At 61.9% G+C, this 17025-nt stretch carries 15 protein-coding genes; 8 read left to right on the top strand and 7 right to left on the bottom strand.

What is annotated here, in order from left to right; translation table 11 throughout:
* The first annotated feature begins 56 nt into the window (after window positions 1-56).
* Window positions 57-2024, top strand: a complete 1968-nt coding sequence (locus tag FRF71_RS13035) for an alkyl/aryl-sulfatase (protein WP_147091059.1) — start codon at window positions 57-59, stop codon at window positions 2022-2024.
* 21 nt (window positions 2025-2045) lie between these two features.
* Here FRF71_RS13035 and mltG read toward each other — a convergent pair whose 3' ends face one another.
* The 4 genes from mltG to aspS all read right to left on the bottom strand — a co-directional run bounded on the left by mltG (window position 2046) and on the right by aspS (window position 6569).
* The gene (gene mltG / locus FRF71_RS13030) at window positions 2046-3020 is read right to left on the bottom strand and encodes an endolytic transglycosylase MltG (protein ID WP_147091058.1); all 975 of its coding nucleotides are present in this window, start codon (window positions 3018-3020) and stop codon (window positions 2046-2048) included.
* On the bottom strand, window positions 3020-4282 hold the full coding sequence (fabF, locus tag FRF71_RS13025; RefSeq protein WP_147091057.1) for a beta-ketoacyl-ACP synthase II: 1263 nt from the start codon (window positions 4280-4282) through the stop codon (window positions 3020-3022). Before fabF ends, mltG begins: the two co-directional genes overlap by 1 nt.
* A 124-nt stretch (window positions 4283-4406) precedes the next feature.
* The gene (locus tag FRF71_RS13020; RefSeq protein WP_147091056.1) at window positions 4407-4643 is read right to left on the bottom strand and encodes an acyl carrier protein; all 237 of its coding nucleotides are present in this window, start codon (window positions 4641-4643) and stop codon (window positions 4407-4409) included.
* A gap of 144 nt (window positions 4644-4787) precedes the next feature.
* Entirely contained in the window at window positions 4788-6569 is a 1782-nt protein-coding gene (aspS, locus tag FRF71_RS13015) for an aspartate--tRNA ligase (RefSeq protein WP_147091055.1), read from the bottom strand.
* A 115-nt stretch (window positions 6570-6684) separates the two neighbouring features.
* On the opposite strand from aspS, the gene rnd reads away from it, so the two are divergent.
* Window positions 6685-7890 carry a ribonuclease D gene (rnd, locus tag FRF71_RS13010; protein ID WP_147091054.1) on the top strand — a complete coding sequence of 402 codons (1206 nt, stop codon included), beginning with the start codon at window positions 6685-6687 and terminating at the stop codon, window positions 7888-7890.
* 6 nt (window positions 7891-7896) lie between these two features.
* Window positions 7897-8793 (top strand): hydrogen peroxide-inducible genes activator, encoded by an 897-nt coding sequence (locus FRF71_RS13005; RefSeq protein ID WP_147091053.1) that lies wholly within the window; start codon window positions 7897-7899, stop codon window positions 8791-8793.
* Between the two features lies 1 nt (window position 8794).
* Here the strand turns inward: FRF71_RS13005 and pgsA are convergent, their stop codons facing one another.
* Window positions 8795-9388, bottom strand: coding sequence for a CDP-diacylglycerol--glycerol-3-phosphate 3-phosphatidyltransferase (gene pgsA / locus FRF71_RS13000; protein ID WP_147091052.1), 594 nt, complete (start codon window positions 9386-9388; stop codon window positions 8795-8797).
* Window positions 9389-9498: 110 nt separating this feature from the next.
* On the opposite strand from pgsA, the gene FRF71_RS12995 reads away from it, so the two are divergent.
* Window positions 9499-10809 (top strand): MFS transporter, encoded by a 1311-nt coding sequence (locus tag FRF71_RS12995; protein ID WP_147091051.1) that lies wholly within the window; start codon window positions 9499-9501, stop codon window positions 10807-10809.
* Here the strand turns inward: FRF71_RS12995 and FRF71_RS12990 are convergent.
* Window positions 10802-10993, bottom strand: a complete 192-nt coding sequence (locus FRF71_RS12990; RefSeq protein ID WP_147091050.1) for a hypothetical protein — start codon at window positions 10991-10993, stop codon at window positions 10802-10804. The genes FRF71_RS12995 and FRF71_RS12990 overlap by 8 nt on opposite strands.
* Window positions 10994-11140: 147 nt before the next feature.
* Between FRF71_RS12990 and FRF71_RS12985 the strand changes: the two genes are divergently transcribed.
* Window positions 11141-12811: a thiamine pyrophosphate-binding protein gene (locus FRF71_RS12985; RefSeq protein ID WP_147091049.1), complete on the top strand. Its 1671-nt coding sequence runs from the start codon at window positions 11141-11143 to the stop codon at window positions 12809-12811.
* A 243-nt stretch (window positions 12812-13054) separates the two neighbouring features.
* Here the strand turns inward: FRF71_RS12985 and FRF71_RS12980 are convergent, their stop codons facing one another.
* A complete protein-coding gene (locus FRF71_RS12980) occupies window positions 13055-13474 on the bottom strand; it encodes an EVE domain-containing protein (protein WP_147091048.1) in 420 nt (139 codons plus the stop codon).
* A 65-nt stretch (window positions 13475-13539) separates the two neighbouring features.
* Between FRF71_RS12980 and FRF71_RS12975 the strand changes: the two genes are divergently transcribed.
* The 3 genes from FRF71_RS12975 to dapF all read left to right on the top strand — a co-directional run bounded on the left by FRF71_RS12975 (window position 13540) and on the right by dapF (window position 17025).
* Entirely contained in the window at window positions 13540-14478 is a 939-nt protein-coding gene (locus tag FRF71_RS12975; protein WP_147091047.1) for an isopenicillin N synthase family dioxygenase, read from the top strand.
* Between the two features lie 148 nt (window positions 14479-14626).
* Complete coding sequence (locus FRF71_RS12970; RefSeq protein WP_238339554.1) at window positions 14627-16171, top strand: putative bifunctional diguanylate cyclase/phosphodiesterase; 1545 nt, start codon at window positions 14627-14629, stop codon at window positions 16169-16171.
* Window positions 16172-16209: 38 nt separating this feature from the next.
* Window positions 16210-17025, top strand: a complete 816-nt coding sequence (gene dapF, locus FRF71_RS12965) for a diaminopimelate epimerase (RefSeq protein ID WP_147091045.1) — start codon at window positions 16210-16212, stop codon at window positions 17023-17025.

Genomic DNA, 17025 nt, shown 5'->3' with positions numbered 1-17025 from the left:
AATCCTGCTTGCCCGAATCACCCGCTCCTTTCAGGCTGCTGGCGGGAGGATTTTACATGACTGGATTGCGCCATCGCCGGCTTGCCGGAACTGCCTTGATCGCCCTTGCCCCGCTGCTGCTGGCTCAGGCGCCAGCACCGGATGCAGCCAAGCCCGCAACCGCTGCCACCCTCGCAGCCCAGCGCGCTGCTGCAGCATCATTGCCGCAGGATGACGGGCGCGATGCGACCTTTGCCAAGCAGGGCTTTCTGGGCACCCGCGCGGATCCGTTGATCAAAGCTGCGGACGGACGCCCGGTCTGGAACCTGGCGGCCTATGACTGGGTGGCAGGGGCAGCTCCGGACACGGTCAATCCGTCGCTCTGGCGGCATATCGGGATCCTGCGCCAGCATGGTCTGTTTCAAGTTGCCGATGGCGTCTGGCAAGTACGCGGCTTCGACATTTCGAACATGACGGTGGTGCGGGGGAACTCCGGCTGGATACTGATCGATCCACTGACGGGGCGCGAAACGGCCAGGGCGGCCCTCGATCTGGTCAATGAGAAGCTCGGCAAGCGGCCGGTCACCGCCGTGATCTATAGCCACAGTCATGGCGATCATTTCGGCGGCGTGCGCGGCGTGGTCGATGAAGCAGACGTCAAGGCTGGCAAGGTGGCAATCATCGCCCCTGCGCACTTCATGGCTGAGACCGTGTCTGAAAACATCATGGCCGGCGCCGCGATGGGTCGCCGGGTCAATTATCAGTTCGGGACGGGTCTTCAGCCAGGGCCGCAAGGGCAGATCAGTAGCGGTATCGGTTCAGCCGTATCCGGTGCGGAAATCACCCTCATCAGCCCCACCGATACGATCAACAAAACCGGAGAGAGCCGCGTGATTGATGGCGTCGCGCTGGAGTTCCAGATCGTTTCTGGAAGCGAGGCGCCATCGGAGCTCAACGTCTACATTGCGCCAAGCCGCACGTTCCTTTCGGCCGAGATGACCACCTGCTCGCTCCACAACATTCTGACGCCGCGCGGCGCGAAGGTGCGTGATGCGCGGATCTGGGCCAATTACATCGACGAGGCGCTGCAGACCTGGGGCAACCGCAGTGACAGCCTGATTTCAAGCCACTGCTGGCCGCGTTTCGGGACGGGAGAAGTGACCAGTGCCCTTGCCTCAAACCGCGACAACTACCGCTATCTCCACGACCAGACGGTGCGCCTAATGAATCAGGGCGAGACAATGCACGAGATCGCCGAGGCGTTGAAGCAGCCGCCGCAGATCGCCAAGGATTGGTTCAACCACGGCTACTACGGGACCTACAACCACAATTCCAAAGCGGTCTATCAGTTCTACCTGGGCTGGTACGATGGCAACCCCGCCAACCTTAACGCCTATCCGCCCGTTGAGCGGGCGAAACGCCTGATTGATGCGATTGGCGGTGCAAAGAAGGCTCTTGCCGCCGCGCGCAAGGCGTTCGCGGCCGGGGACTATCGCTGGTCCTCTGACCTGCTGAGCCAGATCGTCTTTGCCGATCCCGCCAACAAGCCGGCTCGCCTGCTCCTTGCAGACAGCCTGGAGCAGCAGGGTTATCAGGCTGAGAGCGCCATCTGGCGTAATCAGTTCCTGACCGGGGCCAAGGAGCTGCGCCAGGGTGTGCAATCACGGCCGTCTTCCGCCCAAAACGCTGACATGATTGCCGCCGTGCCAACGCAGGAACTGCTCGATTCGGTTTCAACCCGCTTCGACCCGGTAAAGCTTGGCGGCCGTACCATGGGCATCAATCTGGTCATGCCCGAACGGCAGGAATCCGCCGGGATCGAACTCACGCAGACCACCATGATTGGCCGAATGAAGCCGGTCGCGCAGCCGACGGTGACCATCACCGGCCCGCGCCGCGCCCTTCTTGGCCTGTTGTTCATGAAGATGCCGCTGGCACAGCTCGAAATGATGGGCGTGAAGGTTGAAGGTGATCGCGCCGCTGCGGAAGCATGGCTCAATGCGATTGATCCGATCCCAGGTGGGTTCAAGATCGTCGAACCCTGAATTGGCTCGACGGGGAACTGGTCAAAAGTCCCCGCGTGCCTTGCGGATCGCGAACCAGCGCTCGACGTTGGCATTGTGCTCGTCGAGCGTCTTGGCGAACAGGTGCCCGCCGGTCCCATCGGCAACCATGTAAAGCATGTCGGTTTGCGCCGGATTGAGCACGGCTTCGATCGAGGCGCGGCCCGGGTTGGTGATCGGCCCCTTGGGCAGGCCGATCATCGTATAGGTGTTGTAGTCATTGACCGCCTGAATCTCGCTTTGGCGGATGCGGCGTCCCAGCGGCTTGCCCTTGGTAATCGGATAGATGATCGTCGGATCGGCCTGGAGCATGATCCCCTGGCGCAGGCGGTTGGAATAAAGCCCGGCCACCGTGTGGCGCTCACTCGGCTTGCCGGTTTCTTTTTCGACGATTGCTGCCAGCGCCAGGGCAGCCTGAGGCGTTGCGACGGCCGTGTTGGCGCTTCGTTTGGCCCAAAGCTCGGCCAATGTCCGCTGCATCGCCGCTTGCATCCGCAGCAGCACAGCCTGGCGGCTTTCTCCGCGCTCAATTTCGTAGGTGTCCGGCAGAACCGAGCCTTCGGCGGGCACTTCGATCGTCCCGGTCAGCTGGTCGTTCGCCATCAACCGCTCATAGACCATGATCGAGGGCATCCCCTCAGGAATGGTCACAAAGCGCCGCAGCACCTCGTCGCCCTGGATGATCGACAAGATACGCGATGGACTTGCGCCCTTGGGGAACATGAATTCCCCGGCCTTGATCGGCGCGCCCGCCCCAAAGATCCGGGCGCGGATGCGGAAGGCCTCGGCGCTGTCGATGGCGCCTTCCTTCTCAAGCTTGGTGGCAACAATGGACAGGCTGGCCCCATCGGGGACCACAAAGGCCGTTTCCTGCTTAAGGGGCCCAGCGGTGAACCAGCCAGCTACCAGCCAGCCCAGCGCGGCAAGCGCCAACAAGACCGCTGCTAGCAGCGGCCAGCAGCCCCGCCTTCCGAGCATTAATCTTCGAGTGCCTTGACGATCACCGAAGCGTTGGTTCCGCCGAACCCGAAGCTGTTGTTGAGCGCGGCGCGGACTGTGCGCTTGCGGGCCACCTTGGGCACCAGGTCTACGCCTTCCGTACCCTCGTCAGGATTGTCGAGATTGAGCGTCGGTGGGACAATCTGATCTCGGATCGCAAGGATGCAGAAGATTGTCTCAACCGCGCCGGCACCGCCAAGGAGGTGGCCGATAGCCGATTTGGTGCTGCTCATCGATGCGCCAGAAAGGTCGTTGCCAAGCACTCGCTTTACGGCCGCCAGTTCAATGGTATCGGCCATCGTCGATGTGCCGTGGGCATTGACATAGTCGATGTCGCCGGGCTGGAGGCCGGCCTTGCGCATGGCCATCCGCATGGAAAGCTCAGCGCCCTTGCCTTCCGGGTGCGGCGCCGTGACATGGTAAGCATCCCCCGACAGGCCATAGCCTACCACTTCGGCATAGATCTTTGCGCCGCGCGCCTTGGCATGCTCGTACTCTTCCAGCACAACGATGCCGGCGCCCTCGCCCATCACGAAACCGTCGCGCTCCTTGTCATAAGGGCGGCTGGCCTGTTCGGGGCGATCATTGAAGCTGCAGTTGAGCGCGCGCGCCTGGGCAAAGCCCGCGATCCCGAGCGGATTGACGGTGCTTTCCGCCCCACCCGCCAACATGATATCGGCATCGCCGTCCTTGATCATCCGCGCAGCATCGCCAATGGAGTGAGCGCCGGTCGAGCAGGCGGTCACGACCGCATGGTTGGGACCCATCAGGCCATATTTGATCGAGACCTGGCCCGAGATCAGGTTGATGATTCGGCCATGGACAAAGTGCGGGCTCACGCGTGATGGGCCCTTCTCGTGCAGGACAATCGATTCCGATTCGATGCCCGGAAGGCCGCCAATCCCCGCGCCGATCGAACAGCCGGTCCGCATCTTTAAGTCTTCGTCCATTTCGGTCAGGCCGGCATCTTCAAGCGCCTGGCCCGCCGCGTCGAGGCCATAAATGATGAATGGATCGACCTGACGCTGGATCTTGTGATCGACGCGCTTGTTCGGATCGAAGCCCCACGGGTGGTCAGCAGGCTTAACTTCGCAAGCGATCTGGCACTTTTGGTCAGCCGGATCGAACCGCGTGATCGGACCCGCGCCGGACTTGCTGGCAAGCAGGTTCGCCCAAGTCGTTTCGACATCGCCCCCAAGCGGGGTAACCAGGCCCAGTCCCGTAACCACTACGCGGCGCATGCACTTCTCCGGATATGCGACAGGCCCAGACCCTTTGCGGGACTGGGCCTGTCAAATTTCATGTCTCGGCTTCCGCAGTTCAACCCCCAGACAGGCTTGGGGCCGGTGCGGAAAGCGGGCTGGATCAGCCCTTGTTCTCGTCGATGTACTTGATCGCGTCCGAAACGGTGCTGATCTTTTCAGCCGCATCGTCAGGGATTTCGACACCGAATTCTTCTTCGAAAGCCATGACAAGCTCGACGATGTCGAGGCTGTCAGCGCCCAGATCGTCAATGAAGCTCGCGTCCTCAGTCACCTTTTCGGCTTCGACGCCGAGGTGCTCGACGACAATCTTCTTAACCCGGTCGGCGGTGTCGCTCATGGATTTACCCCTTCGTGAACGGCAAATGAAACAGTGTTGATCCCCGCCCTAGAGAACGGCGGCGCGGCTGGCAAGGGGGTGCACCGCATCCACACATTCGCCTATGCGGCGATACGTATGCAGTTTGGCAAACCGTTGCGAAAATCAGCCCTTCGGTTGCTCGACAATCCGCAGGCCAAGCTCGCGCAGCTGCTTGGGTTCCGCCGGTGAAGGCGCGCCCATCAGCAGGTCCTCAGCGCGCTGGTTCATCGGGAACAGCGTGATTTCGCGCAGGTTCTGCACGCCGCACAGCAGCATGACCATGCGATCAACCCCGGCCGCCATCCCGCCATGTGGCGGGGCGCCATACTGGAACGCGCGGTACATCCCGCCAAAGCGCGCTTCGACATCGGCCTGGGTCAGGCCGGTCAGCTCGAACGCCTTGACCATCAGGTCCGGGTGCTGGTTGCGGATCGAGCCAGAAGCAAGCTCGTAGCCGTTGCAGACCATGTCGTACTGATACGCCTTGATGGTCAGCGGATCCTGCGTCTGCAAGGCTTCCAGCCCGCCCTGCGGCATCGAGAACGGGTTGTGCGCGAAGTCGAGCTTCTTCTCGTCCTCGTCCCATTCATAGAACGGGAAATCTATGATCCAGCAGAACCGGAACGAATCCTTGTCGGTCAGTTCCAGCTGTTCGCCGACGCGGGTGCGGGCGGCACCAGCCAGCTTGGCGGCCTGGTCTTCCTTGCCAGCGGCGAAGAAAGCACCATCGTTCGGGCCAAGACCAAGCGAATCCCACAGCGCGGCCATCTTGTCCTCGCCATGGTTCTTGGCGATCGGCCCCCCGAAAACACCATCCTTGCGGGTCGCATAGCCAAGGCCGGCATAGCCTTCGCTGCGGGCCCACTCGTTCATGTCGTCAAAGAACTTGCGGCTAAGACCTGCAGTCTCCGGCGCCGGAATCAGTCGCACGACGCCGCCGGTGCCGACGATCTTTTCGAACAGGCCAAAGCCGGACGACGTGAACTCGCTCGTCACGTCGCGGATGATCAGCGGGTTACGCAGGTCCGGCTTGTCGGTGCCAAAGTCGAGCATCGCCTTGGCATAGGGGATGCGCGGGAACTGTCCGGCCGGGGTTACTGGCTTACCGTTCGCAAAGGTCTCGAAGATGCCGGCCATGACCGGCTCCATCGTTTCCCAGACCTCTTCCTGGGTGACAAAGCTCATCTCAAGGTCGAGCTGGTAGAATTCGCCCGGCAAGCGGTCGGCGCGCGGGTCTTCATCGCGAAAGCAAGGTGCGATCTGGAAATAGCGGTCAAACCCGGCGACCATCAGGAGCTGCTTGTACTGCTGAGGTGCCTGGGGCAGCGCAAAGAACTTGCCGGTGTGAATGCGGCTCGGCACCAGGAAGTCGCGCGCGCCCTCGGGGCTGCTGGCGGTCAGGATCGGGGTCGAAAATTCCGTAAAGCCGATGTCTTCCATTCGCCGCCGGGTTTCGCGGATGATTGCAGTACGCGTCATGATGTTGGCGTGCAGCGTCTCGCGGCGCAGGTCGAGGAAGCGATAGCGCAGGCGAATATCTTCCGGATATTCCTGTTCACCTGCCACCGGAAGCGGCAGCTCTTCGGCGCGGCTCAGCACGGTTGCGGACCGCGCAAAGACTTCAATCTCGCCAGTCGGCAGGTTCGCGTTAACGGTGCCGGTGCTGCGAGCCTTCACCTCGCCATCGATCGTCACGACCGATTCCACGCGCAGGCTTTCAAGAATTGGCAGCGCCGGGCTGTCGGCATCGGCGACGATCTGAGTCATGCCGTAATGGTCGCGCAGGTCGACGAACAGCACGCCGCCGTGGTCACGCTTGCGGTGGACCCAGCCCGACAGGCGGATGGTTTGGCCTACATCGCTGGCGCGCAGCGCGCCGCAGGTGTGCGAACGATAAAGATGCATCGAAACTCTTTCCAATCGGCCTGCAATGATGCAGGGGCGAAGGCGCGGCTAACAGGCGATGGCCGCACATTTGTCAAGCCGGGGGCTCGCACGGGCCCAACTACAGAAAAGAAGCATGAAAATACACCCCCTCATCACTGAAAGCGCGGAACTGGCTGCGCTGTGCGAACGGCTCGCCAAGGCGGAATTTGTGTGCGTGGACACCGAATTCATGCGCGAGAACACCTATTGGCCCGAACTCTGCCTGATCCAGATCGCCGATACCGAGGAAGCTGCAGCGATCGATCCGCTCGCCAAGGGGCTCGATATGTCGCCCCTGCTCGATCTTCTGGTGGACAACGAAGACGTCCTCAAGGTGTTTCACGCCGGCGGTCAGGACGTTGAAATCATCTACAACCTGACCGGCAAGACGCCGCATCCGATCTTTGATACCCAAATCGCAATGATGGCTATCAGCCAGAGCGAGCAGATCGGCTATTCCAACTTGGTCGAAAGCTGGATCGGCCTTCAGATCGACAAGGGCGCGCGCTTTACCGACTGGTCGCGCCGCCCACTGACCGAGCGGCAGATCGAATATGCCATTGGCGACGTCACGCACCTCGCCAAGATTTTCCCCAAGATCCTGGCGCGTTTAATCAAGACCGGCCGCGGAGCCTGGCTCGATATCGAGATGGAAAAGCTGGCCGATCCGGCAAACTATCGCAACGATCCTTCGATCGCCTGGCACAGGATCAAGGCCGCGGGGCGCAATCCCGCGATGCTAGGCCGTCTGAAGGCTTTGGCCGCCTGGCGCGAGTACGAAGCCCAGGACAAGAACATCCCGCGCGGCCGGATCGCCCGCGACGAGACCCTGGCTGATATCGCCAGCCATCCACCCAAGACCCAGGCCGACCTTGCCAAGGTCCGCGGCCTTTCCGCCGGATGGAAGGACAATGAGATCGGCAAGCGAATGATGGCAACGCTCGAAGCGGCCAAACCCCTGACCGAAGACGAGCTTCCGCCACGCACGCCGCGCGGCGCTCCGCTCGGCAAGGAAGGGGCCTTGGTGGCCGACCTGCTCAAGTTGCTGCTCAAGATCCGCAGCCGCGAGATCGACGTTGCTGCCCGCTTGCTGGCGCGCAGCGAAGACCTTGAGCTGCTGGCTGCTGGCGTGCGCGAGTTGCCCCTGCTTGAGGGCTGGCGCTATGAGCAGTTCGGGCGTGATGCGCTGGAGCTTGTGGAAGGCCGCCTGGCTTTTGCAGTGGTCAAGGGCCGCCTCAAGATGGCCCACATCGACAAGATTGGCGACAGCAGCGAGACCAAGATCGCCGCAGCGGAGTAGGATGCCATGACCACCTACCTCCCCACGCTAAAGCAACTTCAATACCTCGTGGCGCTCCACGAACATGGCCACTTCGGCCGCGCTGCCGATGCCTGTTTTGTCTCGCAGTCGACGCTCTCGGCCGGTTTGCGTGACCTCGAAACTTTGCTTGACGTGGTGCTGGTTGAGCGGACCAAGCGCGCCGTGCGCTTTACCCCGCTGGGTAATGCCGTGGTCGCCAAGGCCCACCGCCTGCTCCGCGAGGCCGAGGAGCTTTCCGACATGGTCCAGAGCGCCGGGCAACCGCTGTCAGGCGAAGTGCGGATGAGTGTTATCCCGACTATCGCGCCGTTCCTGCTGCCCCGGATGCTCCCGCGCCTGCGCCGCGAACGGCCGCAATTGAAGCTCTACCTCCGCGAGGAAACGAGCCAGGCAGCAATCGAAAGTCTCCACCACGGCCGCAGCGATTGCGTATTGCTGGCCCTGCCCTTCCCGACTGGCGATGTCGAAAAGGAAACGATCGAGCTCGACGCGCTTTATGTGGCTTTCCCGAAGGACGACCCGCGCGATCCGCCCGAAGAAATCTCGCCCGACCTGATCGACGAGAACCGGCTGCTGCTGCTTGAAGATGGTCACTGCCTAAAGGAGCACGCCCTCGCTGCCTGCAACCGGCCTGAACTGCGGGCCAGCGCGACCATGATCGGCACTTCTCTGCATACGCTGGTGCAAATGGTCGACAACGGCCTTGGCCTCACCATGCTGCCCGAAATGGCGCTCGACGCCGGAATTCTGAATGGTACCCAGGTTGTCGCTCGTCCGCTGATTAGCGAATCCGCCAATCGCGAGATCGCCCTGATCTGGCGCAAGAACAGCCCGCGCGCCGAAGAGTTTCGCCTGCTCGCAGAAGAACTGCGCGCTGGTTAACTCAGTCCATGTGCTTGAGACCGACCCGCAGATAGTCCCAGCCCGTTATCACCGTCAGGGCAGCGGCTGCCCAAAGCGTGGTAAGTCCGACCGTGTGGGGGAAGTTGATCGTCAATCCGGCGAAGTTGACCGTCCACTCCGGCAGGGCCACGCCCAGGATCAGCGCACCAAGGCAGACCAGCTGGAAGGTCGTTTTCCATTTGGCGAGGCGGCTGACCGGGACCGAGACCTGCAAGCCGCCCAGAAACTCTCGCAGGCCCGAAACAGCAATCTCACGCACGAGGATGATCAGGCCGGCAATCACGTGCATATCGCCCACATAGGGCCCGCGAAGAATGCCCTGGGCTGTAAGGGTCAGGATCACGGTGGCGACCATGATCTTATCGGCAATCGGATCGAGGAAGATGCCCAGCTTCGAAACGGCGCCACTCGTCCGGGCGAGATAGCCGTCAAAGTAGTCGGTAATGCCCATCAGGCAGTAGAGCGCAAAGGCCAGGCCATAGCCGTATTGCCAGTTCGGCCACCACAACAGGAATGCCAGCAAGGGCAGGGCGACAATGCGCGAGAGCGTCAGGATGTTCGGCAAGGTCCACATCGCCTTGCTGACCTATCGCGGATCGACTTGGTGCAAAAGGGTCTAAGCAGGCTTGTCCGCAGCGTTTCTGTCGTTAGAGCCGGTGCCAAGGCAACTTCAGCAAGGGCCGCATGACCACCTCGACCCACCTGATCCGCAGCCGCCGCTTCCTGCCGCTGTTCGTCACCCAATTGCTCAATGCGTTCAACGACAACCTCTATCGCAATGCGATGGTCTTCTTCGTCGTCTACACGCTTTACAACTCGGAAGCGGCCGAAGGCCTGTTCAGCGCGGTCGCCTCAGCCTTGTTCATCGCACCGTTCTTCCTGCTTTCAGCCCTGGCTGGCCAATTGGCCGACATGCGCGACAAGGCAAGGATTATCCGGATCGTTAAGGCATCCGAAATCGCAATCATGTTGGTCGGCGGCCTCGGTTTGGTTCTTGCCTGGCAGGGTGTGATCAACCAGACTTTCACCGTTGGTTTGATGTTGCTGGCCCTCCTCGCGATGGGCGTTCATTCCACTTTCTTCGGCCCGATCAAGTACGCGATCCTGCCGCAGCACCTGCACGAGAACGAGGTCCTTGCCGGCACCGGACTGGTTGAAGCAGGTACCTATATCGCAATCCTCTCGGGCACGATCCTGGCGGGCTGGATCCCCGTTGAATGGGCCGCAGTTGGCGTCGTCATCACAGCCATCATCGGTTACGGCACGGCTCAGTTTGTGCCCCCAGCGCCGCCGCAGACTGCGAACGAGCCGCTCGATTTCCACGTCTGGCGTTCGTCCGTAACGCTGATCAGGCACACCATGAAGGACCGTCGTGTATTTCTGGCAATCATGGCGATCAGCTTCTTCTGGACGATCGGGGCGGTGCTCTTCATCCAGTTCCCGCCGCTGGCCAAGAATGTGCTTTCGGCCAGCAAGGAGGTCGCCAGCCTGTTCCTGGTGATTTTCTCGATCGGTGTCGCGATCGGTTCGGTGTCGGTCAACGCACTGCTCAAGGGCACCGTTTCGGCCCGCTATTCGCCGGTTTCAGTGATTGTCATGGCGGTATTTGTGGTCGCGTTTTGGTGGGTCTGCCATACCTGGCACGCACATCCGCAGGACGGCCTGCTCGATACAGCCGGCTTCCTCAACGAACCGTTGGCGATTCCCTTGCTGCTGAGCCTGCTGGGCATTGCAGTGGCTGGCGGTATGTTCGTCGTGCCGCTCTATGCCTTCTTGACCACTTTCGTGGACAAATCGGAGACAGCCCGGACGATCGCCGCCAACAATATCGTCAATTCGGGTGCGATGGTGCTCGGCTCAGTCATCGCTTTGGGGATGAGTGCGGCCGGCGTGCCGATGGTCGATCAGCTCCTGCTGGGAGCCGCCATGTGCCTGGTTTCAGCCTGGCTGGGCCGAAAACTGGTCGCGGCCGAAGAGGTGGCGCTGGTCAGATAAGGAAGGCGCTGACCGCGACGAAGCAGGCGCAGTAGGCCATCAGGAATTCTTTCACGTCCTGCATGGTGAAATGCTTCCGCACCGCCTTGCGGATTGGCCCGATTCCGCGGCGAACATGCGGGGGCAGGCTCGCCAGAAAAGGATGGCGGGCAGTCTCATCGGTGACAACCAGTGCACGTCTCATGGCTCAGGCTTAAGAAAGTGTTCACCATCCTGCCAGCCCGGTAACCTTGTGCTTTTTCGACCATCCCATCGCGGGACACTAACCACGATGGTCATAAAGGCCCCGCCCCTCGTTGCCGCAACGCGCACTGGTCGCTAAGACGCCGAAATGACTGAACAGACCAGCGTTACCGGCGGCCGGCTGCTTGTTGATTGCCTGATCGAGCAAGGCTGCGACCGAATCTTCACCGTCCCCGGCGAGAGCTTCCTTGCCGTCCTCGACGCCTTGCATGACAGCCCCGAGATTGAGACCGTGATCTGCCGCCAGGAAGGCGGGGCAGCCTTCATGGCCTGCGCCGATGGCACGATGACCGGCAAGCCTGGCGTCTGCTTCGTCACGCGCGGCCCGGGCGCGACCAATGCCAGCATCGGTGCCCATGTCGCCTTCCAGGATTCGCAGCCGATGCTGCTGTTCATCGGCGATGTCGATCGCGGGATGAAGGATCGCGAAGGCTTTCAGGAGGTCGATTTCGGTACGATGTTCGCGCCGCTGGCCAAGCTGGTGCTGCGGATTGATGACCCCCGCCGCATTCCCGAATACGTCGCCCGCGCCTGGGCCACGGCGCTGGCTGGCCGTCCTGGCCCGGTGGTGATTGCTCTGCCCGAAGACATGCTGCTTGAGGAGGTGAGCGGCACCGCACCGCGCCCCCCCATCACCCGTCCGGCCCAGGCGGTCTGCCCCGATGCGATGGTCACGCTGATGCGGATGCTAGAGGATGCCTGCGCTCCGGTGGCCATCATTGGCGGCGGCGGCTGGCACGCCAAAGCGCGCGAGCACTTCACCAGCTTTGCGGAACGAGTCGGCCTGCCCGTGGCCGGGGCTTTTCGCCGCCAGGATGCGGTGCCCAATTCCAGCCAGGTCTGGGCCGGCAATCTGGGCTATGGCCCCAACCCCAAGTTGGTCGAGCGGATCAAGCATGCCGACCTGGTGCTGGTGGTTGGCGCGCGGCTGGGTGAAGCAACGACCGACAGCTACACCCTGATCACACCCGAGCACCCTGGCCAGACCCTGGTCCACGTGCACCCTGATCCCGCTGAACTGGGCCGCGTTTACCGCGCCGACCTGGCGATCTGTGCCGATATGGCCGAATTCGCCGAGGCAGCGGATCTTTGGGACGATGACATTGTGCCATTTGACGCCGGTCCTGAAGCACACCAGCAGTGGCTCGAATGGTCAACGCCCCAGCCCAACGGCCACAAGCTCGACATGGGCCAGGTTGTCGCTCGGATGCGCAGCGAGCTGCCGGACGACGCGATCATCTGCAACGGCGCCGGCAACTTCTCCGGCTGGTGGCACCGCTTCTGGCACTACAACGGTTTCCCGACCCAGCTAGCCCCGACCGCCGGGGCAATGGGCTATGGTGTTCCCGCAGCCGTCGCGGCGGCCAAGCGCTTTCCCGATCGCACAGTCATTGCCCTGGCCGGTGACGGCGATTTCCTGATGAACGGGCAGGAACTGGCCACCGCCGTTCAGTATGGCTGCGATCTGCTGGTCGTACTGGTCGACAACGGCGCCTATGGCACGATCCGGATGCACCAGGAGCGCGAGTTTCCCGAGCGGGTATCGGGGACAACGCTCCACAACCCAGACTTCGCCGCCCTCGCCCGCGCCTATGGCGGGTGGGCCGAGCGGGTCGAGAGCAACGCCGAATTCGATGCCGCCCTAGCCGCAGCCAAGAGCCGCAAGGGCTTGCGGCTGCTGCACCTGGTGATCGACATCGAACAGCTCAGCGCCGGAGGCGCCAGCGTTTCAGGGCTCCGCGCCAAGGCCAGCAAATGACAGCAGCGTGACGTTGGAGTTGACACAGTTGACACTGAGTCCGCTTCTCCCAACAGGCGGAGACCGGCGGATTTGCAAGGTTTCTGGCAAAATTCGGCCGGTTTTGGATGTTGGGAAAAGAAAAACTGCCGGAGCGGCGCCGCTCCGCTCGGCGATCGGCACACAGTGGCAAGGTTCAACGATTGGAAAGAGCGGCGGCCAGCATAGCAAGCAGCCGGCGTGTAGGAAAATGGTCGGTCTGGCTTAACCGCCGGCCAACGCCAGCACATGGTTCCATTCCGCTTCGGTCACCTTGCTGACCGAGAGCCGGAACTTGGTCAGCAGTTCCATTTCGGCCAGCGCCGGATCAGCCTTGATTTCCTTCAGCGTCACCGGCCGCTTGAGCTTTCGGACCGGCTTGACCTTGACCGAGGTCCAGCGTCCGGTTTCGTCAGTAGGGTCCTGAAATCCTTCCTGCGAAATTACAGCGATTCCAACTATTTCAACGCCAATATTCGAGTGATAGAAGAATACTTCATCGCCCACCTGCATCGCCCGCAGGTTGAGCCGCGCGGTGTAGTTGCGCACACCATCCCAGGTCCCCTCACCCTCGGCCACCAGGTCATCCCAGCTGTAGACATCGGGTTCCGATTTCATCAGCCAGTAGGAATTGATTTTGGTCATGCCAGAACTCACGAAAGGGGTTATGGCGCGGCCCATTGCCCCAGAATCTCGAAAGCGTCCACTCCGTGTCTCTCACGTCACTCCCCGTCCTGTCGTTGACTATGCCCAAGGCTGAATTTGCCCAGGCAATTGGAGAGAGCTTCCGCACCTTCGGCTTTGCCATGGTCAAGGATTTCGCGATCGACCGCGACCTGATCGACCGCGCCTGGAAACTGTCGGAAGAATTTTTCGCGCTGCCTGAGGACGAAAAGCGCAGCTATCACAACCCCGCGATTGCCGGTGCGCGCGGCTATACGCCCTTTGGTGTCGAGATCGCCAAGGACGCCAAGCATCACGACCTGAAGGAATTCTGGCACGTTGGCCGCGATCTGCCAGAGGGCAGCCCGCTGGCCGATGCCTCGATGCCGCCAAACGTCTGGCCGGCGCGGCCCGCAGGCTTTCAGGATGTCTTCACCGAGCTCTACCGCCAGTTTGACGAGACCGGGGCAACGATCCTTTCCGCGATCGCGCTCTACCTGGGCCTTGACGAACACTGGTTTGACAAAGGCATCGAAGACGGCAACTCGGTTATGCGCCTGCTGCACTATCCGCCAATCCCGAACCTGTCAGGCGAAGCGATCCGCGCCGGAGCCCATGGCGACATCAACCTGATCACCCTGCTGCTGGGCGCCGAGGAAGCCGGGCTGGAACTGCTGTTCCAGGGCAAGGAATGGATCAGCGCCTCGCCGCCCGAGGGGGCAATGGTGATCAACGTTGGCGACATGCTTGAGCGGTTGACCAACCACTACCTGCCTTCAACGATCCACCGGGTCCGCAATCCTAATCCGGAACGCGCCAAGTTCAGCCGCTATTCGATGCCGTTCTTCCTGCATCTGCGCAGCGATTTTCCGATCAAGACCCTGCCGCAGTGCATTTCTGCCGATAATCCGGATCGCTATCCTGAACCCATTTCCGCCGATGAATTCCTGCAGCAGCGGCTGCGCGAGATCGGTCTGAAGAAGTAGCGGACGCACTTTAACGCAAATTTCAGCATGGTCTGTAATAGTTGCGGCTCAATCGGCTGCAAGGCGATCTATGCTGGGTATTGTGCCTAGAACTGGACAGACCAGGCGTGACCTGATCACATACGGCCTAGCTGCCGTAGCCGTGGTGATGTTTGTCGTCACCGGCGGACAGGTTCTGCCCAAGGTGCTTCGGGCGATCATGGGCCAGGGCGAGGGACCCAATCAGGTTTTGGCAACGGCCATGTTGCTGAATATCGCGCTGATCCTGCTTGGCTGGATGCGGTTTCGCGAACTGGCGCGCGAAGTGATCATCACGCGCGAGCAGGCAGCCGAAGCTCGTGGCCTGGCTGAAACCGATCCGCTGACCGGTTGCCTGAACCGCCGCAGCATCAACGATGCGGGTGCAGCCTTGCTGATGAGGGTCCGGCAGGAGCACGGTGCCCTGGCCGTCGCCATGCTCGATCTCGACAACTTCAAACACGTCAACGATCTTCATAGCCACCAGGCCGGCGATGCGATCCTGCGGACCGCGGCTGATCGGTTGCGGGGCATTCTGCCCCAAGGGGCCATCCTGGCCCGGATTGGCGGCGATGAATTTGCCTGCATCCTGCCGTTCGACCCGCGCCGACCGGACCCGATCGAACAGCTCTGCTCTGATATCGTCAACCGCGTGGCCGAATGCGTCGAATGGAACGGGATGGCGATTGAAGCCACGGTCTCGCTTGGACTGTCGCGCAGCGATGAGGATGCTAACGACGATCTGTCGACCCTGCTGCACAAAGCGGACATTGCCATGTTCCATGCCAAGCGCCAGGGCCGCAACCAGATTGCCTGGTTTACCCCGGCGATGGAGAGCGAGTTGCGCTTCCGCGGCGAACTGGAAGCCGGCATCCGCCGCGGTGTTTCGGCTGGCGAATTCGTACCTTACTACGAAAAGCAGATCGACCTCGCGACCGGCGAGCTGGTCGGGTTCGAAATGCTGGCGCGCTGGATGTCGCCAACGCTGGGCAAAGTCGGGCCGGATATCTTCATTCCAGTTGCCGAGGAAATCGGCGCGATTGCCGAGCTATCGGAATCGGTCATTCGCCAGGCACTGCGCGATGCCCGGGCCTGGGATCCGAAGCTGACCCTCGCGGTCAACATTTCGCCTGTGCAACTGCGCGATCCGTGGTTTGCGCAGAAGCTGCTCAAGCTGCTGGTTGAAGCGAACTTCCCGCCGCACCGGCTGGAAATCGAGATCACCGAAAGCAGCCTGCACGAGAATGTCGGCCTGGTCCGCTCAATGATCACCAGCCTCAAGAACCAGGGCATCCGCGTCAGTCTTGACGATTTCGGCACCGGCTACAGCTCGCTCGCCCAGCTGCGCAGCCTGCCATTCGATCGGATCAAGATCGATCGCAGCTTCATTTCCAGCATGCCCGAAAGCGAAGAGAACCGCACGATCGTCAAGTCGATCGTCGCGCTTGGCCAAGGTCTGGGAATGCCGGTAACGGCAGAGGGGGTCGAATCCGAAGAGGTGCTGGCGGCGCTCGGCGGCTATGATGGCCTCAAGGCGCAGGGCTATCTCTATGGCCATCCTCAGCCAGCAGATATCACGCTGGAAGGGCTGCGCCAGCTGCACATGACGCTAGAGCGCAAGGAACGGGCCGCAGCCGAGGCTCCAGCGAAACCGCAGCGCGCGCGCCGCGCCTGACACTGGACGCAGGCTTCCCCAGCGCATAGACGCGCGTCATGCGCGTTCCGTTCATCAAGATGCATGGCCTGGGCAACGACTTTGTCGTGCTCGATGCGCGTGATCGCGATGTGCCGATGATGACCAACCGGCTGGCGGCTGCGCTGGCCGATCGCAAGACCGGAATTGGCTGCGATCAACTGATCCTGCTTGAACCGTCGGACCGGGCCGACGTGCGGATGCGAATCTTCAACGCCGATGGCAGCGAAGTGGAAGCCTGTGGCAATGCCACCCGGGCAATAGGCTTGCTGCTGGGCAAGCCGGCTGCGATCGAGACTTTGGGCGGAATGCTGGCGACCAATCCGGTGGATGCTGGCGTGGCCGTCGACATGGGTGAACCCAGGTTCGACTGGGATTCCATCCCCCTCGCCTATCCGCTCGATACCCTGGCCATGCCGGTCGGCTGGGACGGGTTGGAAAGCCCCGGCGCGGTCAATGTCGGCAATCCGCATGTGGTGTTCTTTGTGCCGGATACCGCTGCGACAGCGCTGGAGCAGCTTGGCCCGTTGATCGAACATGACCCGCTCTTCCCGGCCCGGATCAATGTCAATGTCGCCACCATTGTCTCGCGCGATGAAATCCGCCTGCGGGTATGGGAGCGCGGCGTGGGTGAGACGCGCGCTTGCGGCACCGGGGCCTGTGCAACGGCCGTAGCGGCGATGCGCCGGGGTCTGGTTGATCGCGGCACGGTGACCGTACGCCTGCCGGGCGGCCCGCTGCAGATCGCTTGGGGTGCCGACAACCGCATCACCATGACCGGTCCGGCCACCGAGAGCTTCCGCGGCACCTTCGATCCTGCCGACTACGACGCCTGA

Origin of the sequence: Novosphingobium ginsenosidimutans (assembly GCF_007954425.1) — a bacterium.
Classification (GTDB): Bacteria; Pseudomonadota; Alphaproteobacteria; order Sphingomonadales; family Sphingomonadaceae; genus Novosphingobium; species Novosphingobium ginsenosidimutans.
This window is presented reverse-complemented; position numbering and strand designations above follow the sequence as displayed.